Origin of the sequence: Stenotrophomonas sepilia (assembly GCF_003244875.1) — a bacterium.
Lineage (GTDB): Bacteria > Pseudomonadota > Gammaproteobacteria > Xanthomonadales > Xanthomonadaceae > Stenotrophomonas > Stenotrophomonas sepilia.
Window position 1 is genome coordinate 1 of sequence record NZ_LXXZ01000029.1, and the last position, 18,356, is coordinate 18,356.

Here is an 18,356-nt window from a genome sequence, read left to right on the forward strand (position 1 = left end):
TGGAGATGCCCAGGATTCTCGTTGGCTCGTAGAGTGGTATAAGAGACACCCACCAACAGCCGCAGTTACCAACAGCCGCGTGAACCTGTCGAAGGCGGGGCGGTGTCGGAGTGCGGGGTGTCAGCCGCATGGATGCGGCTGCCAAGCCTACACGGACGTACTTGCGGCGTCCCCGCATTCCGACACCGCCCCGCTACCCCACGGATAGCTCGCTTTTGCCGTTGCCGTTACTTGCAGCTTCGGCATGTGCAGGGCTGCAAGCCCTGCCGAAAACCCCCTTGGGCGTAGAATGCGACCATGAGCGAATCCCTTGATAACCACCTGGTCCACGGCCGCCGCCAGCGGCCCGACGGCCCGTCGCCGATCGATGTCATCTCGGTCCAGTCGCAACTTGTCTACGGCCACGCCGGCAACAGCGCTGCCGTACCGCCGATGCGCGCGCTGGGCGTGCGCGTGGCAAGCATTCCGACGGTGCTTCTCAGCAACGCGCCGTTCTACGACACCACGCGTGGCCGCGTGCTGCCGGCTGACTGGTTCGCCGACCTGCTGCTGGGCACCCACGAACGCGGCCTGCCGCAGCGGGCGAAGATGCTGGTCTCCGGCTACTTCGGCAGCACCGCCAACGGTGCCGCCTTCGCAGACTGGCTGGACGACATCCTGCCGGGCTGCCCGCAGCTGCGCTATTGCCTGGACCCGGTGATTGGCGACACGCACACCGGCCCCTACGTGGAACCCGGGCTGGAAGCGATCTTCGCCGAGCGCCTGCTGCCGCATGCCTGGCTGGTGACGCCCAACGCTTTCGAACTGAATCGCCTGACCGGCATGCCGGCGCTGGCCGAGGCCGATGCCCTCGCCGCCGCGCGCACGCTGCTGGATCGCGGCCCGCATTGGGTGATCGCGCACAGCGTGGGCGGCACCCCGGGTGAACTGGTGACCCTGGCCGTCGGCCGCGAGGAAACCTGGCGCTGGACCTCGCCGCTGCTGCCGGTGGACGTGGCCGGTACCGGCGATGTGCTGATGTCGCTGGTGGTGTCGTTCCTGCTGCGCGGCGAATCGATGCAGCAGGCGATTTCGCGTGCGATTGCCGGCACCCATGCGGCGCTGGAGGCGACCCTGGACAACGGCTTCGAGGAATTCGACGTGGTCGCCGCCGCGCCGGCGGCGCTGGCCGAAGGAATGCGCTTCCGCGCCGAACGCGTGGCATGAGCGGCCTGGACCCACGCACGCCGCGCACGGTCGGCATCATCGGCAGCGCTGGCGCCTACGGGCGCTGGCTGACCCGCTTCTTCCAGCAGCACCTGCAGCTGCAGGTGATCGGCCACGATCCGGCCGACCCAGGTTCGCACACGCCGGAACACCTGCTGGCGCAGGCCGATGTGCTGGTGTTCTCGGCACCGATCCGGCACACGCCGGCGTTGATCGCCGAGTACGTGCGGCAATCGGCGGGCCGCGAGCAGGGCAGGCTGTGGCTGGATGTGACCTCGGTAAAGGAGGCGCCGGTGCAGGCGATGCTGGCCTCGCAGGCCGAAGTGGTCGGCCTGCACCCGATGACCGCGCCACCCAAGGCGCCGACCCTGAAGGGGCGGGTGATGGTGGTCTGCGAAGCGCGGCTGCAGCTCTGGCAGGCGTGGGTCGATACGCTGTGCGCCGCGCTGCAGGCCGAGTGCGTGCGGGCCACGCCGCAGCACCACGACCAGATGATGGCGCTGGTGCAGGCGATGGTGCATGCCACCCATCTGGCCCAGGCCGGCGTGTTGCGCCAGTACCAACCGCAGCTGGGCGATCTGGCTGCGATGATGCCGTACCGTTCGGCATCGTTCGAGCTGGATACGGCGATCATTTCGCGCATCCTGTCGCTCAACCCGGCGATCTACGAAGACATCCAGTTCGGCAACCCATATGTGGCGCCGATGCTGGAGCGGCTGGTGGGCCAGCTGCAGGCCCTGCAGGCGCAGGTCGGGCAGGGGGACGACGGTGCACGTGATGCCTTCCGCGAGCAGCTCCTGTCGGCCAATCGCAGTGCTTTCGGTGAGCAGGCGCTGGCGGACGGCAACTATACGTTCGAACGCGTGGGCTATCTGCTGGCTGACCTGACCGAGCGCAATGCGCTGTCGGTGCACCTGCCGGAAGACCGGCCGGGGTCGCTGCGTGAGCTGCTGAATGTATTCGAGCAGCATCGCATCAGCCTGGCCTCGATCCATTCCTCACGTACGCCCGGCGGCGAAGTGCACTTCCGCATCGGGTTCATCGCCGGCAGTGATCCGGCCGCGATCACCCGGGCGGCCGCGGAAGTGGATGCCAGCGGCATCGGGCGGGTGCTCGGCTGACCAGATTCATCCACAGGTGGTGTGGATGGATCCAGAGCAAATGTGTGGATAACCTCGCTCAGCCCTTGCTGGCAAAGGCTGTCAAGATGCCTGGCGAAAAATTGGCCACGCTTCTTTGTAGGGTCGAGCCATGCTCGACTCCTTTTGGCGACAAGCGTGTCGACCCAGTTCGACACCTACCAGAGCGGAGGATGGAGATCCGGTAGCGCGAGCGCGGAGCAGCACGAATGTGGTAGCGCCGGGCCATGCCCGGCGAACCTCAAATCGTCAACCGCAGTTCACCACCACTGGTGGTGAACTCGCGTCCATTGCGCACCAGCTGGCGCCCGTCATCCAGCTCATAGCGCGGCGTGGCTTCGGAGTGGTGCCCGCTGCCGTTCGCCTCGGGCTTGAATTCGATGATGATGTGGCTTTCGCCATTACTGTCGACGGCGGGGAACTGACGGAACGACATCGCGTACCTCCTTCAGCGGATGCTGCGGGTGCGCGGCCAGCTTGGTCTTGCCGATGTTAGCCGGCCGTCATCAATCGATGAACTGCAGTCGTGCCAGTTCAGCGTACAGTCCGCCTTCGGCCAGCAGCTGCGCATGGGTACCTTCGGCGACGATACGGCCCTGGTCCATCACCACGATGCGGTCGGCCTTGAGCACGGTGGCCAGGCGGTGGGCGATGACCAGCGTGGTGCGACCGGCCATCAGCCGCTCAAGTGCCTGCTGCACGCCATGCTCGCTCTGCGCATCCAGCGCGCTGGTGGCTTCGTCCAGCAGCAGGATCGGCGCATTCTTCAGCAACGCGCGGGCGATCGCCACGCGCTGTTGCTGACCACCGGACAGGCGCGCACCGCGTTCGCCCAGCTCACTGTCGTAGCCTTGCGGCAATGCCCGCAGGAAGCCATCGGCCTCTGCTGCACGTGCGGCGTCCTCGACCTCGGCGTCGCTGGCCTGCAGCCTGCCGTAGCGGATGTTGTCGCGTGCACTGGCTGCGAACAGCGTCGGCTGCTGCGGTACCAGTGCCAGCTGCGCGCGCAGCTCGGCCGGATCGACCTGGCGCACGTCGATGCCATCCACGCAGATGCGGCCGCTGGCCGGATCGTGGAAGCGCAGCAGCATCGACAGCACCGTGCTCTTGCCTGCGCCCGACGGGCCGACCAGGGCCACGGTCTCACCCGGGCGCACATGCAGATTGAAGTGGTCCAGCGCGGCCTGGTCCGGGCGCTGCGGGTAGTGGAACACCACGTCGTCGAACTGGATTTCGCCGCGTAGCGGTTGCGGCAGTGCATGTGGCTGCGCGGGCGCACGGATCTCGATGTCTTCCTGCAGCAGCTCGCTGATACGGCCCATGCCACCGGCCGCACGCTGCAGCTCGTTCCACACTTCGGCCAGGGCGCCCACCGAGCCGCCGCCGATCAGCGCGTACAACACGAACTGGCCCAGCGTGCCGGCACTGAGGCGGCCGTCGATGACATCGTGCGCGCCCAGCCACAGCACGCCAACGATGGCGCCAAATACCAGCAGGATGGCGCTGGCGGTAACCAGTGATTGCGCACCGATGCGCCGGCGTGCGGCACCGATGGCATCGCCCAGCGCCTTGTCAAAGCGCCCGCGCTCATAGGGCTCGCGCGCATGCGCCTGCACCGTGCGCACGGCGCCCAGCGTCTCGCTGGCCAGGCTGTTGGCATCGGCGATGCGGTCCTGGCTGCTGCGCGCAACCGTGCGCAGCTTGCGCGCGCCGATGATGATCGGCAGCACCGCCAGCGGGATGCCGAGCAGTGACCACGCGGCCAGCCGCGGGCTGGTGACGAACAGCATCGCCAGGCTGCCGACCACGGTGACGCTGCTGCGCAGGGCGACCGACATGGTCGAACCGACCACGCTGCGCAGCAGTTCGCTGTCGGCGGTCAGGCGCGAGACCAGTTCGCCGCTGCGGCTGCGGTCGTGGAAACCGGCGCCGAGCTGGATCAGGTGTGCGTACAGGCGGCTGCGCAGGTCGGCGACGACCTTCTCGCCCAGCAGCGACACGAAGAAGAACCGTGCGGCCGTCGCCAGTGCCAGCACCACCGCCACCAGCATCAGCAGGGCGAAGGCACGGTTGATCTGGCCACCGCTGGTGAAGCCGTGGTCGATCATCTGCTTCACGGCGGGGGGCAGGCTCAGCGTGGCGGCCGAAGAGACCGCCAGGGCCAGCAGCCAGGCGGTGAACAACCCGCTATGGCGGCGCACGAACGGCCACAACGTCCGCAGGCTGCCGAGGCGGCGCAGCGGCGGGGTCGAGGCAGGGGCGTCGTCCTTGTCAGTCATCCTGGGTGTCGTCTTGTATGCGGATACGGTCACGGGTGGCGTCGCGCAGGCGGATTTTCAATGCATTGACCTGATCGGCCGGCAATTCGGCCCGCAGGCACACGCCGTTGGCATCGAACCGTTCATCGAGCTTCCCGGCGCCGAAGGCGGGCAGGGTGGCGTGCAGGGTGCCCAGGTCCTCGAAGCCGGCCAGCAGCTGCAGCCGGGCCATCGCCACCAGGGGCAGGCGGGGGGCGGTGCGCAGGCACTCGGCGGCAGCGCCACCGTAGGCGCGCACCAGTCCACCGGCGCCCAACTTGATGCCGCCGAACCAGCGCGTCACCACCACCATCACGCGGTCGAACCCCTGGCCATCGATCGCCGCCAGGATCGGTCGTCCGGCCGTTCCGGCGGGCTCGCCATCGTCGCTGGAGCGGTAGTCCTGGCCGTACCGGTAGGCCCAGCAGTTGTGGGTCGCGTCGGCTGCTGCAACCTGCTGCAGGATCGCCATGGCCGCTGCGGCGCTGTCGATCGGCGCAGCATGGGCGATGAAACGACTGTGTTTGACTTCCAGCGTGTGGCTGACAGGCTGGGCGAGGGTATCGAGCATTCCCGTCATTCTACGGGGTCGCCGGAGATCACGTTCTGCTTCAGTCGTCCAGCAACGGGCGCAGGTCGCGCGGCAGGCGTGCTTCCGGATACTGTTGCACGTAGCGCTCCAGGCTGGCGCGGGCCAGATCGCGCTGGCCATCGTCGCGACGCGCGCGGATTTTCTGCAGCCACTGCCGGCGCGGCAGTCGCGCGTCGGCGTCCACCTCGGCCTGCACGGCATCCGCGCTCAGGCCCGCATCGCTGCCGCGGCGCATGACGCCCGGTGCGGAACGGCTGGGCGCCTCACGCTTCATCGAGGTGATCTCCACCCGATCCAGCGCCTGCGCCCGCTCGGCCTCGGTGGCATTGGCTGCCGGTGCCGCCGCCGTGCGTGCTTTCATTGCCCCGGACGCTGCTGGCGCGAATGCCGGTGCGGGTGCCGAGTAGGCGGTCGGTGCAGGTGGCGCGGGCGGTGCTGCAGCCGGAGCGGACGGGAGCGTCGCAAAGGAGGTGTCGGCGGCCGCATCCGCAGCCATGGATCGTGCGGCCTGGGCCGGCACTTCAGCGGTCTTGGCCGGCGCAGGCTTGTGCGCACGCGCGATGGCCGGCGCTGGGGCAGCGGAAACAGGGGCGGACTCGGGTGCTGCCGGCGCAGCGGCTGGTTCCGCAACCGCCACTGCGCTGTGGGCCGAACCACTTCCAGCGGCCTGATCGGCAGTCGCGACGTCTTCTGCCGCAGCCGGTGCTGCGGCAACAGCAGTCTCGCCCGCCGGAACCGGCGGCGGTTCAGGACGCAGCTGCCAGGCGATGCCGATGGCGAACACCATCGAAGCGGCGATGCCGAACACCGCTGGCCAACGCGGGCCTGTGCGCTGCTTGCGCGGCGCCTCGGGAGAGGCGGCAACATCTGTACCCGGAGCGTCCACGGCGGCACGCGCCGCAGCCAGGATGGCGGCGTCCAGTGCGGCCGGTGGTGCCTGCTCGGCGCGACGGCCGAGCAGCCGGGCCAGCTCGCGTTCTTCCGGCGTCAGCGGTTCGTCTCGGTTCATGCGTTCAATCCCGCACGCAGCTTGTCCATCGCATAGCGCAGCCGCGATTTCACGGTTTCCCGGCCTACGCCGGTGATCTGGCCGATCTCCTCCAGGCTCAGTTCCTGATCCAGCCGCAGTTGCAGCACTTCGCGCTGCTCCGGCGGCAATTGCTCCATCGCCAGCTGGATGCGGCGACGTTGTTCGAATTCGGAAAGTTCGGCTTCCGGGGTCTGCCCGTCCTCGATCGCGGCCAGGCGCAGGTCGGCGTCGGCCGGCGCGGCAGGGCGATGGCGGGCGGCGCGCCAATGGTCGTTCAGGCGGTTGTGGGCGATGCGGAACAGCCAGGTGCTGAACGCCGCTTCGGGCTGCCACCCGGCACGGGCGCTGATCACCCGCTGCCAGACGTCCTGGAAGATCTCCTCGGCCAGCGCGTTGTCGCGCAGTTGGCGCAGCAGGAAGCCGAACAGTCGTTTGCGATGGCGCGCATACAGGCTTTCGAACGCGTGCAGGTCGCCGCCGGCCCAGGCCAGCATCAAGGCTTCATCGGTTGGCAGTGCGCTGGCTTCCACGGCGTACAGGGTAAGGCCTGCAGGCGATGGCGCATAGCCGGTGGCAGGGGCGGGCAGGGCGAGGGTCATGGCTCGGAAGGGGCTGCGGACAGCAGGAAAAACGTACGGGCGCACGATTCGGGGTTTACGGGCTTCCATTGCCCCCCGGGTGGCGCGCTATGCTCGTCGGCTCAGGGGAGGCGACGCATAGACGGCGCCAAGAGATTGTCATTTGTCCACGCATGCTGAACCGGCGGAAGAGCCACCACACGAGGCCGTGCTGAGCACGGCGCTGGTGCGCGCGTTGCATGCGCTTTTGCCGGAAACGGCTGTGGTCCGCGTCGGCTGGGACGACCCGCAGCTCGGGCGGGGTCAGGACGGGTGGCCGGCCGATGGGGCGGCAGGCGCGTTCACTGCGCCGGGCATCGGCGACGGCTGCCATGGCTGGGAACATGACGGTGCACGCCTGCAGCTGTCGGTGGAAGGCGCCGTGCCTTCCGCGGCGTGGTGGGGGCTGGCCCGTCAGGCCATGGAACTGGCACTGCAGCGTGGCCGCCAGGCCGGGCAGATCAAGGCGCTGGAAGAGGCTGAACGGTTGCAGCAGGCGCTGTTCCAGATCGCCGATCTGGCCGGCGCCGATCTGGAGATGTCGGAGATGCTGCGTCACGTGCACGGCGTGCTCGGCACGCTGATGTATGCGGAGAACTGCTACATCGTTGAATACGATGATGTGCGTGACCAGATCCGCTTCCTGTACTTCGCCGACCAGGTCGACGATTTCGTCGCCGACCCGTCGCAGAGCCATGACGCCGCCGAGATGCCGCGCAGCCTGACCGTCGCGCTGCTGCGCCACGGCAAGCCGCTCAGCGGACCCTCGCGCGAACTTCTGGCACGCGTGGTCGAGCAGGAGCACGACCCGCAGCGTGGCCCCGAGAGCCTGGACTGGCTGGGTGTGCCGATGCTGCGCGATGGCCGGGTATGCGGCGCAATCGTGGTGCAGAGCTATGAGCTGGCGGCCCGTTATGGCGAGGCCGAGCGGGCGTTGCTGGGCTTTGTCGCGCAGCACGTGCAGACTGCGATGGATCGGCGCCAGGCGCAGGTCCGGCTGGAGCAACAGGTGGAGCGGCGCACGCTGGAACTGCAGCGTGCCAACCGCAGCCTGCAGGATGAAGTGGCGGAGCGCCGGCGCGCCGAGCAACTGCAGACCGCGCTGTACAACATTGCCGAAATGGCGATGTCGGCCGACAGCCTGGCCCAGTTCTACGGGCAGGTGCATGGCGTGGTCGGGCGCCTGCTCGATGCGCGCAACTTCTATATCGCGCTGGTGAACGGAAGCGGCAACGGCCTGGACTTCGTCTATTCGGTGGACGAGCACAATGCCAGCCGTGCACCTCGTCCGTTCAGTCGCGGCCTGACCGAATACGTGGTGCGCAACCGGCGGCCCCTACTGGCCTCACGCGCCCAGATCGATGCGCTGCTGGCCAGTGGCGAGGTGCGTGAATCCGGCGCGCGCTCGCATTGCTGGCTGGGCGTGCCGCTGCTGCGCGATGACGAGGTGGTCGGTGCGATCGTGGTGCAGAGTTACAGCGAGAACAGTACGTTCAGCGTGCACGATCAGCGGCTGCTGACGTTCGTTGCGCAGAACATCGGAACCGGGTTGGCGCGCCAGCGCGACCAGCAACGGCTGCGTTTGGCGCATGCCGAACTTGAAAAGCGCGTGGATGAACGCACGCGTGAGCTGGCCGAGGTCAACGAGAAGTTGCTCGGCCAGATCGGCGAGCGCCTGCGGGCCGAGCAACGCCTGACCCATCAGGCCATGCACGATGCGCTGACCGGCCTGCCCAACCGGCTGCACCTGCTCGATCGCCTGCAGGATGCGCTGGCGCTGGCCAAGCGCGAGGGTGGGCCGGTGTTCGCCGTGCTGTTCCTCGACCTGGATCGCTTCAAGCTGGTCAACGACAGCATCGGCCACGCCGCGGGTGACCGCATGCTGGTGGAGGTCGCCAAGCGCATCGTATCGATGGCCGGCGCCGATGACGTGGTGGCACGGCTGGGCGGTGATGAATTCGCGGTGCTGCTGCAATGCCCGCAGGGCCTGGCACAGGCGCTGGATTTCGGCCAGCGCTTGTTGCTGGCATTGCAGGAATCGATATGGATCGCCGGCCGCGAGCTGTTCCCGTCCGGCAGCCTGGGTATCGCGTTGTGGAATCCGCGCTACCGTACCGGCGAGGAACTGCTGCGTGATGCGGATGCGGCGATGTACCGGGCCAAGGCACAGGGCCATGACCGCTGCGCGATCTTCGACGAGGACATGCGTGAACAGGCCATGCGCAGCCTCGACCTGGAAGCCGATCTGCGCCGCGCGATCAACAACCGTGATTTCGTTCCGTTCTTCCAGCCGATCGTGCGCCTGTCCGATGGCGAAGTGGTGGGACATGAGGCATTGCTCCGCTGGCAGCACGAGCGTCGTGGCCTGCTGTTGCCCGGCGCGTTCCTGGAGCTGGGAGAAGAAAGTGGCCTGATCGAACAGGTCGACTGGCTGATCTACGAGCAGGTCATCGCGCGCCTGGCCGAAGGTGGGCAGAGCTATGTCTCGGTGAACGTTTCGCCGCGCCATTTCCGCTCGGCCGAGTTCAGCGACCGCCTGTTCGGCCTGCTCGACGCGTGTGGCGCCGATCCGCGCCGGCTGCGGCTGGAGATTACCGAGGTCGCGCTGCTGGACGATGCGCCGCACACGCTGCGCATCCTGCAGGGCCTGCGCGAGCGTGGCATCCAGGTGCAGCTGGACGACTTTGGTACCGGCTTCTCTGCGCTGTCCTACCTGCACCGATTCCCGATCAGTACATTGAAGATCGACCAGAGTTTCATCGCCGGCCTGCACGGGCCGGAAGTGCAGAGCACGCGCGCGCTGGTCGAAGGCGTGCTGTCACTGGCCCGCACTCTGGGCATCGAAACCATTGGCGAAGGCATCGAGACCGAGGCGCAGCGGCAGACACTGCGCGAACTCGGTTGCGACTATGGCCAGGGCTACCTGCTGGGCCGTCCCGCACCGTGGGCGCGGACGCTGGCGTGAGCCACCGCGACGGTTCACTTCAGCGCAGAGCCGAGCGACGTTTCTCGTCGATCCACTTCGAGGCCTGCGCCGGCTGGTAGTTCTGCATCCACACCAGCATTTCCTCGATGTCCGAGCCGTACCAGAGGTCCTGGCGCTGGTCCGGATGCAGGAAACGCTCTTCCACCATGCGGTCGATCATGCCGATCAGCGGCGCGTAGAAACCTTCCACATCGAGGAACGCGCACGGCTTGTTGCCGATGCCCAGCTGGCGCCAGGTCAGCATCTCGAAGATCTCTTCCATGGTGCCGAAGCCACCGGGCAGGGCAACGAAGCCATCGGCGAGGTCGAACATGCGCGACTTGCGCTCATGCATCGAGCCGACGATCTCCAGTTCGGTCAGGCCGCGGTGGGCCACTTCCCAGTCGGCCAGCTGGCGCGGGATCACGCCGGTCACCTCGCCGCCAGCGGCGAGCACGGCGTTGGCCACGGTGCCCATCAGGCCAACGTTGCCGCCGCCATACACCAGGCGCAGGCCATCGCGGGCGATGCGATCACCCAGGGCAATGGCGCGTTCGGTGTAGGCCGGCTTGCTGCCAGCGTTGGAACCACAGTACACACAGATCGATTTCATGGATCTTCTGTCTCTTGACCGGAAACGAAAACGCCCGTCACCGACCGCAAGGCGGTCAGAGACGGGGTGCCCTTGGATTATGAGCCCTTCTGTAGAGCCGAGCCATGCTCGGCTGCTCTTCGTTCAGATCGCGGCAAAGGCCAGCCGAGCAAGGGCTATGCCGGTCGTCCTGGCCGGCACCCTTCGGGCCGTCGCCAGCGACGTTGGCAGCGGCTCCTGCCGCTGCCTTTGGCTCTACGCAAGCGGCGGCTTACGCCGCCGCAGCCTGCTCGCGGCGCGGGCCTTCACGCAGGGCACGTCCCACCATGCCGACCAGCAGGTCCAGCTCCTGGCTGTCCATGCCGAAGTGCGGGGTGAAGCGCAGCGAGTTCTCACCACCGTGAATCACGTTGATGCCGTGCTGGCGCAGCCATTCCTCGGTGGAGTTGGCGCCGTAACACTTGAACTGCGGGGCCAGCTCGCACGAGAACAGCAGCCCGGTGCCCTGCACCTTGGTGATCAGGCCACCCAGCTCGCTCTTGAGCTGTTCCAGCTTGCGCACGGCCTCGGCACCGCGCTCGGCGATGTTGGCGCGCACCTGCGGGGTCAGCTGCGCCAGGGTGGCGCAGGCCACGTCCAGCGCACGCGGGTTGCTGGTCATGGTGTTGCCGTAGATGCCCTTGCGGTACAGCTGCGCGGCATGCTCGGTCACCGCCAGCACCGACAGCGGGTACTGCGCGGCATTGAGCGCCTTGGAATAGGTCTCCATGTCCGGCGGGTCAAGGCCTTCAAAGCCCGGGTAATCGACCACCGACAGCACGCCATGCGCGCGCAGGCCTGCCTGGATCGAGTCGAGCAGCAGCAGGCTGCCGTGTGCACGGGTCAGCTCACGGGCCACGGCATAGAACGACGGCGGCACCGAACGGCCCGGGTCACCTTCGCCCATCACCGGTTCGAGGAACACCGCTTCGATGAACCACTGGTTGCGCGCGGCATCCTCGAACACCTTGCGCAGGCCGGCCTCATCGTACGGCGCCACGGTGATCACCGAGTCCTCGCCCCGGTAGCTGGCCAGGTGCTGAATGTAGCTCTTGCGGCTGGAATCCGAATAGAGGGCAGGGCGGTCGGTACGGCCATGGAAGCTGCCCTTGACCACCACGCGCTTGATCGCAGCGCCGGCGTGACGTGCACCCGGATCGGTCTGCAGCTTGGCGTTGACGTCGGCGATGCGCGCGGCCAGGCCGACGGCTTCGGAGCCGGAATTCAGGCACATGAAACGGGCGAACGGGCAGCCGCCACGGCGGTGGCCGATCTCGGCGCGCAGGGCGGTGATGAAGCGCTGCTGCGACAGGCTGGGGGTCATGATGTTGGCCATCACCTGTGGGCGCGCCATGGCTTCCAGCACGGCGTCCGGGGTGTGCCCGAAGCCGAGCATGCCGTAGCCGCCGGCGTCGTACAGCACGGCGCCCTTCAGGGTGACCACCCATGGGCCGCGCGCGGCCAGCGCCACGTAGGGGGTTACCGCGTCATCGGCATAGAAATTGACGAATCCGTCCTGCATCGCGTCGATCTGTGCCTGTTCGTCCTGCGCCAGCAGCGGCCCCAGGTCGGCCTGCACGCGCGCGAATTCCTCGGCGGCGGCGTCCACTGCGGCGATCAGCTGCGGGTGGTTGGCGGACAGGGCGGTCAGGGTGGCATCGTCCAGGCCGGTGGTGAGGCGGGTGCCGGGCTGGTTGCGCAGGGGGGCGAGGCGTTCGATGAAGCTCATTGCAGATCTCCTGAAACAATGGGTCGCACGGGCCATCAAAAGCAAAACGCGCGTCATCACGCGCGCTTGGGGCAGGCTCGTGCAGCGGACTTCCGGTTCGATGCTAGCACTTGTTTTTTTGCGCGATAACCCCGCAGAAACCTGCTGCATAGCAGCATTTTGCGCGACGTTCGCCGCGAAGTGCGCCGGCTCGCAGACGCTGGACGTACAATGCGCGCCATTGTCGACCTGTTGCCGCCCACCGCCTTGAAGAAGTCCGATTTCCATTACGACCTGCCGGCTGAACTGATCGCGCAGGCTCCCCTGGCCGAACGTTCCGCCAGCCGCCTGCTGGTGGTACCGCCGGCGCCCGGTGCCTTCACCGACCTGCAGGTGCGCGACCTGCCGTCGCTGCTGCAGCCGGGCGACCTGCTGGTGTTCAACGACACCCGCGTGATTCCGGCGCGCCTGTTCGGGCAGAAGGCCAGCGGCGGCCGCGTGGAGATCCTGATCGAGCGCCTGCTCGGCGCTCAGCAGGCGCGTGCGCAGGTCGGCGCCAGCAAGTCGCCGAAGGCCGGCAGCCGCATCGCGCTGGATGCCGGTGGCGAAGCCGAGGTGCTGGGCCGCGATGGCGAGTTCTACGTGCTGCAGTTCCATGTGCCGGAGTCGCTGGAGCAGTGGCTGCTGCATGCCGGCCGCCTGCCGTTGCCGCCCTACATCCAGCGCGAACCGGGCGTGGACGACCGCGAGCGCTACCAGACCGTGTTCGCGCGCGAAGTGGGCGCGGTGGCGGCACCGACCGCCGGCCTGCATTTCGACGAACCGCTGCTGGCGGCGCTGAAGGACAAGGGCGTGGAGTTCGGCCACGTCACCCTGCACGTGGGCGCGGGCACCTTCCAGCCGGTGCGCGCCGATGACCTGAAGGACCACGTGATGCACCGCGAGTGGCTGAACGTCGGCGCCGAGCTGGTGCAGCAGGTGCGGCGCACGCGCGCGGCCGGTGGCCGGGTGATCGGCGTCGGCACCACCGTGGTGCGCGCGCTGGAAAGCGCGATGCGCGATGGCGAACTGCTGCCGTTCGCCGGCGAGACCCAGATCTTCATCACCCCGGGCTACCGCATACGCAGCGTCGACGCGATGGTGACCAATTTCCACCTGCCCGAAAGCACGCTGCTGATGATGATCTCGGCGTTTGCAGGCAAGGACCGCGTGTTCGAGGCCTACCGGCACGCGATCGAGCAGCGCTACCGCTTCTTCAGCTACGGCGACGCGATGCTGCTGTTCCCGCAGGCGGAGTAGGGGCTGACCTCTGCTTGCTTGTGGTGGGTGCGCACCGTTGGTGCGCACTTGCAGGTGCCTGGAGACCAGGAAAGCCACGCATGGCGTGGCTCTACTGCCGTGCCGTTCAGGCCTGAATGGGCGGTCGAGCCGGTTTTGGGAGACAATGAGCAACTATTTGCCCGAATGACCGCTCCATGTCCCGACTGCAGTTCCAGCTCCAGACCCGCGACGGCCGTGCCCGCCGTGGCCGCCTGACCTTCCCGCGTGGCACGGTGGAAACGCCGGCCTTCATGCCGGTGGGGACCTATGGCTCGGTCAAGGGCATCCTGCCGGACCAGGTGCGGGCGCTGGGCGCCGAGATCATCCTCGGCAACACCTTCCACCTGTACCTGCGCCCGGGCCTGGACATCATCGCCGACCACGGCGGGCTGCACGGCTTCTGCCGCTGGGATGGCCCGATCCTGACCGACTCCGGTGGTTTCCAGGTGTTCTCGCTGGCCCATCGACGCAAGATCACCGAGCAGGGCGTGACCTTTGCCTCGCCCACCGACGGCGCCCGCGTGTTCCTCGGTCCCGAGGAGAGCATGAAGATCCAGAAGGTGCTCGATTCGGACATCGTGATGATCTTTGACGAGTGCACCCCGTACCCCGCCACCGAAGACGTTGCCCGCCGTTCCATGGAGCTGAGCCTGCGCTGGGCCCAGCGCAGCCGCAACGCGCATGACGAGCTGGGCAACGACGCGGCCTTGTTCGGCATCGTCCAGGGGGGCGTGCACACCGACCTGCGCAGCCGCTCGGCCGACGCCCTGCAGGCGATCGGCTTCGACGGCTACGCCATCGGCGGCCTGGCCGTGGGCGAGCCGGAGCACGAGCGCAATGCCATGCTCGACCACCTGGATCCGGAGCTGCCGGGCGACCGGCCGCGTTACCTGATGGGCGTGGGCCGGCCGGAGGACCTGGTCGAGGGCGTGGCGCGCGGCGTGGACATGTTCGACTGCGTGATGCCGACCCGTAATGCGCGCAACGGCCACTATTTCACCTCGTTCGGCACCGTTCGCATCCGCAATTCCCAGTACGCGCGGGACATGGACCCGATCGAGCCGGGCTGCGGCTGCGTGGCCTGCACCGGCGGTTACACCCGGTCCTACCTGCGCCACCTGGACCGCTGCAACGAGATGCTGGCGCCGATGCTGGGCACCCTGCACAACCTGTTCTATTACGAAAAGCTCATGGCCGACATCCGTGCCGCGATCGAGGCGGGAACCTTCCTGGCCTTCCGCGAGTCCTTCTACGCGGCACGCGGAGCGGTGGCCCCGCCGCTGTAACCCCGACGCCCCCCCTGCCGAACGGCCCAAGGACGAACGCCCGGGGCCGTGGCATACTTCAAGGCTGACCCAGATCCGCGGTCGACACCCCCGCCCCCTCAAGGGACGGGAGCGCCGCCCAACCAAAGGACCAACGATGAACCTGCTTGCTTTCCTGATTCCCGCCGCCCACGCCCAGGCCGCCGGCGGCCAACCGCAGGGCATGGGCCTGACCACGCTGCTGTTCCCGATCATCCTGATCGCCATCATGTACTTCCTGATGATCCGCCCGCAGATGAAGCGGCAGAAGGAGCACAAGGCCATGCTGGAGAAGATCAAGCGCGGCGATGAAGTGCTGACCAACGGCGGCATCGCCGGCAAGGTCACCGACATTGGCGACCACTTCATCACCGTCGAAGTGGCCGACAACGTGCGCATCCGCGTGCAGAAGGGCGCTGTCGGCAGCGTGCTGCCGACCGGCACCCTGGATTCGGCCAAGTAAGCCACTCCCTTTCCGAAGCACAACCGCGGCGCCGGGGATGGCGCCGCGCGGGACCCAAGCAATGCTCGAATTTCCACGCTGGAAGTACGTCGTCATCCTGATCGTACTGGCGCTCAGCGCGCTGTATGCGCTGCCCAACATCTACCAGAAGGACCCGGCCATCCAGATCACCGCCAACCGTGGCGGGCAGATCGACGATGCACTGCGCGACCGTGTGCTGGCCGACCTGAAAAAGGCCGGCATCGCCACCATCGGTGCCGAAAAGGAAGGGGAAAGCCTGATCGTCCGCCTGTCGGACCTGAAGTCGCAGTCCGCTGCCAGCGACGTCCTGCGTGACACCGTCGGCGAGAAGTACACCGTGGCGCTGAACCTGGCTTCGACCGTGCCCGACTGGCTGGCCAACCTCGGCGGTCGCCCGATGGTGCTGGGCCTGGACCTGCAGGGCGGCGTGCATTTCGTGCTGCAGGTCGACCAGAAGGCTGCCCTCGACAAGCGCCTGGATGCCTATACCGAAGACGTGCGCAGCACCCTGCGTGACGCGCGCATCGCCTACCAGTCGGTGGAACGCCGCGCCGATAACAGCATCGTGGCCAACCTGAGCCCATCCGCCGGCGATGACGCCGCGCAGCGCGCCCGCGCCGCGCTGGTCAAGGCGCAGCCGACCCTCGGCTATGACGTCAGCGGCAACCGCATCACGGTCACCGTGCCGGAGACCGAGATCACGCAGATCGCCAACGGCGCCATCGAGCAGAACATCAACACCCTGCGCAACCGCGTGAACCAGCTCGGCGTGGCCGAGCCGATCATCCAGCGCCAGGGTGCCGACCGTGTGGTCGTGCAGCTGCCGGGCGTGCAGGACACCGCCGAAGCCAAGCGCATGATCGGTGCCACCGCCACCCTGGAGTACCGTGCGGTGGTTGAAGGCAATGCGCAGGACGCCATCAACTCCGGCCGCATTCCGCCGGAAGCGAAGGTCTACCAGCAGCGTGACGGCCGCGGCCCGATCCTGCTGAACAAGCGCGTGATCGTCACCGGCGACCAGATGGTCGGTGCGCAGGCGGTGACCGATTCGAACAGCGGCTCGCCGGCCGTCAGCGTGACGCTGAACAACGTCGGTGGCCAGCGCATGTTCGACTTCACCAGCGCCAACGTGAACAAGCCGATGGCGGTGGTCTACACCGAGCGCGTGCCAACCGTAACCGTCGTCGACGGCCAGGAAGTGCGTGGCTTCAAGGTCAACGAGGAAGTGATCTCGGTGGCCAACATCAACGGCGTGTTCGGCAAGAACTTCCAGACCACCGGCCTGCAGAAGAAGGAAGCCGAAGACCTGGCCAAGCTGCTGAAGTCGGGTTCGCTGGCTGCGCCGATGGACTTCGTCGAGGAGCGCGTGGTCGGCCCGAGCCTCGGCGCCGAGAACGTCAAGAACGGCATGCGCGCGGTGGTGTTCGCGTTCCTGTTCACCCTGGTGTTCTTCAGCGTGTACTACCGCATGTTCGGTGTGATCACCTCGGCAGCGATGCTGTTCAACCTGCTGATCGTAGTGGCGGTGATGTCGCTGTTCGGTGCCACCATGACCCTGCCGGGCTTTGCCGGCCTGGCGTTGTCGGTCGGCCTGTCGGTGGACGCCAACGTGCTGATCAACGAGCGTATCCGTGAAGAGCTGCGAGCCGGCGTGCCGGGCAAGACGGCGATCGTGACCGGTTACGAGCGTGCCTCGGGCACCATCCTCGACGCCAACCTGACCGGCCTGATCGTCGGTGTGGCGCTGTTTGCATTCGGTACCGGTCCGCTGAAGGGCTTCGCGCTGACCATGATCATCGGTATTTTCGCCTCCATGTTCACCGCGATCACCGTGTCGCGTGCGCTGGCGACGCTGATCTACGGCCGCCGCAAGAAGCTCCAGAACGTGGCCATCTGACGGGACGACACGCACAATGAAACTGTTTCCGCTGCACATCCTCCCGAACGACACCAAGATCGACTTCATGCGCTGGCGCCATGTCGCCATGGCAGTCACCATCGTGGTGTTCCTGGCCTCGGTCGCCATCATCGGCATCAAAGGCTTCAACTACGCACTGGACTTCACCGGCGGCACCCTGATCGAAGCCCGCTTCGACAAGGCGGTGGATGTTGAGCAGGTCCGCACCAAGCTCGAGCAGAGTGGCTTCGAAGGCGCCCAGGTGCAGAGCGTCGGCGGCAACACCGACCTGCTGATCCGCCTGGCCCCGCACGGCGAGCATGCTCCGGGTACCGGCGATGCCGCCCACGAGGACAAGGCCACGGCCGCTGCCGTGGTGAAGGCGTTGTCCACTGCCGACAATCAGGCCACCGTGCTCCGCAACGAGTTCGTGGGCCCGCAGATCGGCAAGGACCTGGCGATGAATGGCCTGTATGCCACCATCTTCATGCTGGCCGGCTTCCTGATCTACATCGCGGTGCGCTTCGAGTGGAAGTTCGCGGTCACCGCCAGCATCGTGGCGATGTTCGACCTGATCGTGACGGTCGCTTACGTGTCCCTGCTGGGCCGTGAGTTTGACCTGACCGTGCTGGCCGGCCTGCTGTCGGTGATGGGCTTTGCGATCAACGACATCATCGTGGTCTTCGACCGCGTTCGTGAGAACTTCCGCAGCCTGCGCGTGGACTCGATGGAAGTGCTGAACCGTTCAATCAACCAGACGCTGTCGCGTACGGTGATCACTGCCGTGATGTTCTTCCTGTCGGCGCTTGCCCTGTACCTGTACGGTGGCAGCTCGATGGAAGGGCTGGCCGAGACGCACATGATCGGCGCGGTGATCGTGGTGCTGTCCTCGATCCTGGTGGCGGTGCCGATGCTGACGATTGGTGTGCTGCGCGTGAGCAAGCAGGACCTGCTGCCGAAGGCGAAGGACGTCGAGGCCCTGGCCCGTCGCCCGTAAGCGTTCGCGCTGCACGCAACACACAGAGAACCCCGCGCAAGCGGGGTTTTTTGTTTGCAGGGCTTGCAGCCCTGCACCCGCGGTAGTGCCGGCCGCTGGCCGGCAACAGCAACAGCGTGTATTCCATGGGTGGGCGGGACGGTGTCGGAGTGCGGGGACGCCGCAAGTA

General features: G+C 67.2%; 15 protein-coding genes. 8 read left to right on the top strand and 7 right to left on the bottom strand.

From position 1 onward, the window contains the following. The first annotated feature begins 297 nt into the window (after positions 1-297). Both pdxY and A7X97_RS04635 read left to right on the top strand, forming a co-directional pair. The gene (pdxY, locus tag A7X97_RS04630; protein WP_061477932.1) at positions 298-1,206 is read left to right on the top strand and encodes a pyridoxal kinase; all 909 of its coding nucleotides are present in this window, start codon (positions 298-300) and stop codon (positions 1,204-1,206) included. Then, positions 1,203-2,327 carry a prephenate dehydrogenase gene (locus A7X97_RS04635; protein WP_088497661.1) on the top strand — a complete coding sequence of 375 codons (1,125 nt, stop codon included), beginning with the start codon at positions 1,203-1,205 and terminating at the stop codon, positions 2,325-2,327. Before pdxY ends, A7X97_RS04635 begins: the two co-directional genes overlap by 4 nt. A 259-nt stretch (positions 2,328-2,586) precedes the next feature. On the opposite strand, the gene A7X97_RS04640 is transcribed toward A7X97_RS04635, so the two are convergent. The 5 genes from A7X97_RS04640 to A7X97_RS04660 all read right to left on the bottom strand — a co-directional run bounded on the left by A7X97_RS04640 (position 2,587) and on the right by A7X97_RS04660 (position 6,758). Continuing rightward, positions 2,587-2,781: a hypothetical protein gene (locus A7X97_RS04640; protein WP_005416191.1), complete on the bottom strand. Its 195-nt coding sequence runs from the start codon at positions 2,779-2,781 to the stop codon at positions 2,587-2,589. Between the two features lie 70 nt (positions 2,782-2,851). Further along, positions 2,852-4,624 carry an ABC transporter transmembrane domain-containing protein gene (locus A7X97_RS04645; protein WP_072168300.1) on the bottom strand — a complete coding sequence of 591 codons (1,773 nt, stop codon included), beginning with the start codon at positions 4,622-4,624 and terminating at the stop codon, positions 2,852-2,854. Then, positions 4,617-5,213, bottom strand: a complete 597-nt coding sequence (locus tag A7X97_RS04650; RefSeq protein ID WP_111007650.1) for an IMPACT family protein — start codon at positions 5,211-5,213, stop codon at positions 4,617-4,619. The genes A7X97_RS04645 and A7X97_RS04650 overlap by 8 nt, the downstream gene beginning before the upstream one ends. A 40-nt stretch (positions 5,214-5,253) precedes the next feature. Next, entirely contained in the window at positions 5,254-6,243 is a 990-nt protein-coding gene (locus A7X97_RS04655) for a hypothetical protein (RefSeq protein ID WP_088497660.1), read from the bottom strand. Continuing rightward, the gene (locus tag A7X97_RS04660; RefSeq protein WP_229298559.1) at positions 6,240-6,758 is read right to left on the bottom strand and encodes an RNA polymerase sigma factor; all 519 of its coding nucleotides are present in this window, start codon (positions 6,756-6,758) and stop codon (positions 6,240-6,242) included. The genes A7X97_RS04655 and A7X97_RS04660 overlap by 4 nt, the downstream gene beginning before the upstream one ends. Positions 6,759-7,005: 247 nt before the next feature. Here A7X97_RS04660 and A7X97_RS04665 point away from each other — a divergent pair, with 247 nt between their 5' ends. Then, positions 7,006-9,846, top strand: coding sequence for a bifunctional diguanylate cyclase/phosphodiesterase (locus A7X97_RS04665; protein ID WP_088497659.1), 2,841 nt, complete (start codon positions 7,006-7,008; stop codon positions 9,844-9,846). A gap of 19 nt (positions 9,847-9,865) precedes the next feature. Here the strand turns inward: A7X97_RS04665 and A7X97_RS04670 are convergent, their stop codons facing one another. Beyond that, entirely contained in the window at positions 9,866-10,459 is a 594-nt protein-coding gene (locus A7X97_RS04670) for an LOG family protein (protein ID WP_005416197.1), read from the bottom strand. Between the two features lie 250 nt (positions 10,460-10,709). Continuing rightward, positions 10,710-12,206, bottom strand: a complete 1,497-nt coding sequence (locus A7X97_RS04675; RefSeq protein ID WP_111007651.1) for an aminotransferase class III-fold pyridoxal phosphate-dependent enzyme — start codon at positions 12,204-12,206, stop codon at positions 10,710-10,712. Between the two features lie 210 nt (positions 12,207-12,416). On the opposite strand from A7X97_RS04675, the gene queA reads away from it, so the two are divergent. The 5 genes from queA to secF all read left to right on the top strand — a co-directional run bounded on the left by queA (position 12,417) and on the right by secF (position 18,187). Continuing rightward, the gene (queA, locus tag A7X97_RS04680; RefSeq protein ID WP_088497658.1) at positions 12,417-13,484 is read left to right on the top strand and encodes a tRNA preQ1(34) S-adenosylmethionine ribosyltransferase-isomerase QueA; all 1,068 of its coding nucleotides are present in this window, start codon (positions 12,417-12,419) and stop codon (positions 13,482-13,484) included. A 176-nt stretch (positions 13,485-13,660) separates the two neighbouring features. Further along, the gene (tgt, locus tag A7X97_RS04685) at positions 13,661-14,791 is read left to right on the top strand and encodes a tRNA guanosine(34) transglycosylase Tgt (protein ID WP_014646826.1); all 1,131 of its coding nucleotides are present in this window, start codon (positions 13,661-13,663) and stop codon (positions 14,789-14,791) included. A 136-nt stretch (positions 14,792-14,927) separates the two neighbouring features. Continuing rightward, the gene (gene yajC / locus A7X97_RS04690) at positions 14,928-15,272 is read left to right on the top strand and encodes a preprotein translocase subunit YajC (RefSeq protein WP_005416201.1); all 345 of its coding nucleotides are present in this window, start codon (positions 14,928-14,930) and stop codon (positions 15,270-15,272) included. A 61-nt stretch (positions 15,273-15,333) separates the two neighbouring features. Further along, a complete protein-coding gene (gene secD, locus A7X97_RS04695; protein WP_072168294.1) occupies positions 15,334-17,190 on the top strand; it encodes a protein translocase subunit SecD in 1,857 nt (618 codons plus the stop codon). A 16-nt stretch (positions 17,191-17,206) separates the two neighbouring features. Further along, positions 17,207-18,187 (top strand): protein translocase subunit SecF, encoded by a 981-nt coding sequence (gene secF / locus A7X97_RS04700; RefSeq protein WP_049413603.1) that lies wholly within the window; start codon positions 17,207-17,209, stop codon positions 18,185-18,187. Positions 18,188-18,356: the final 169 nt, after the last annotated feature.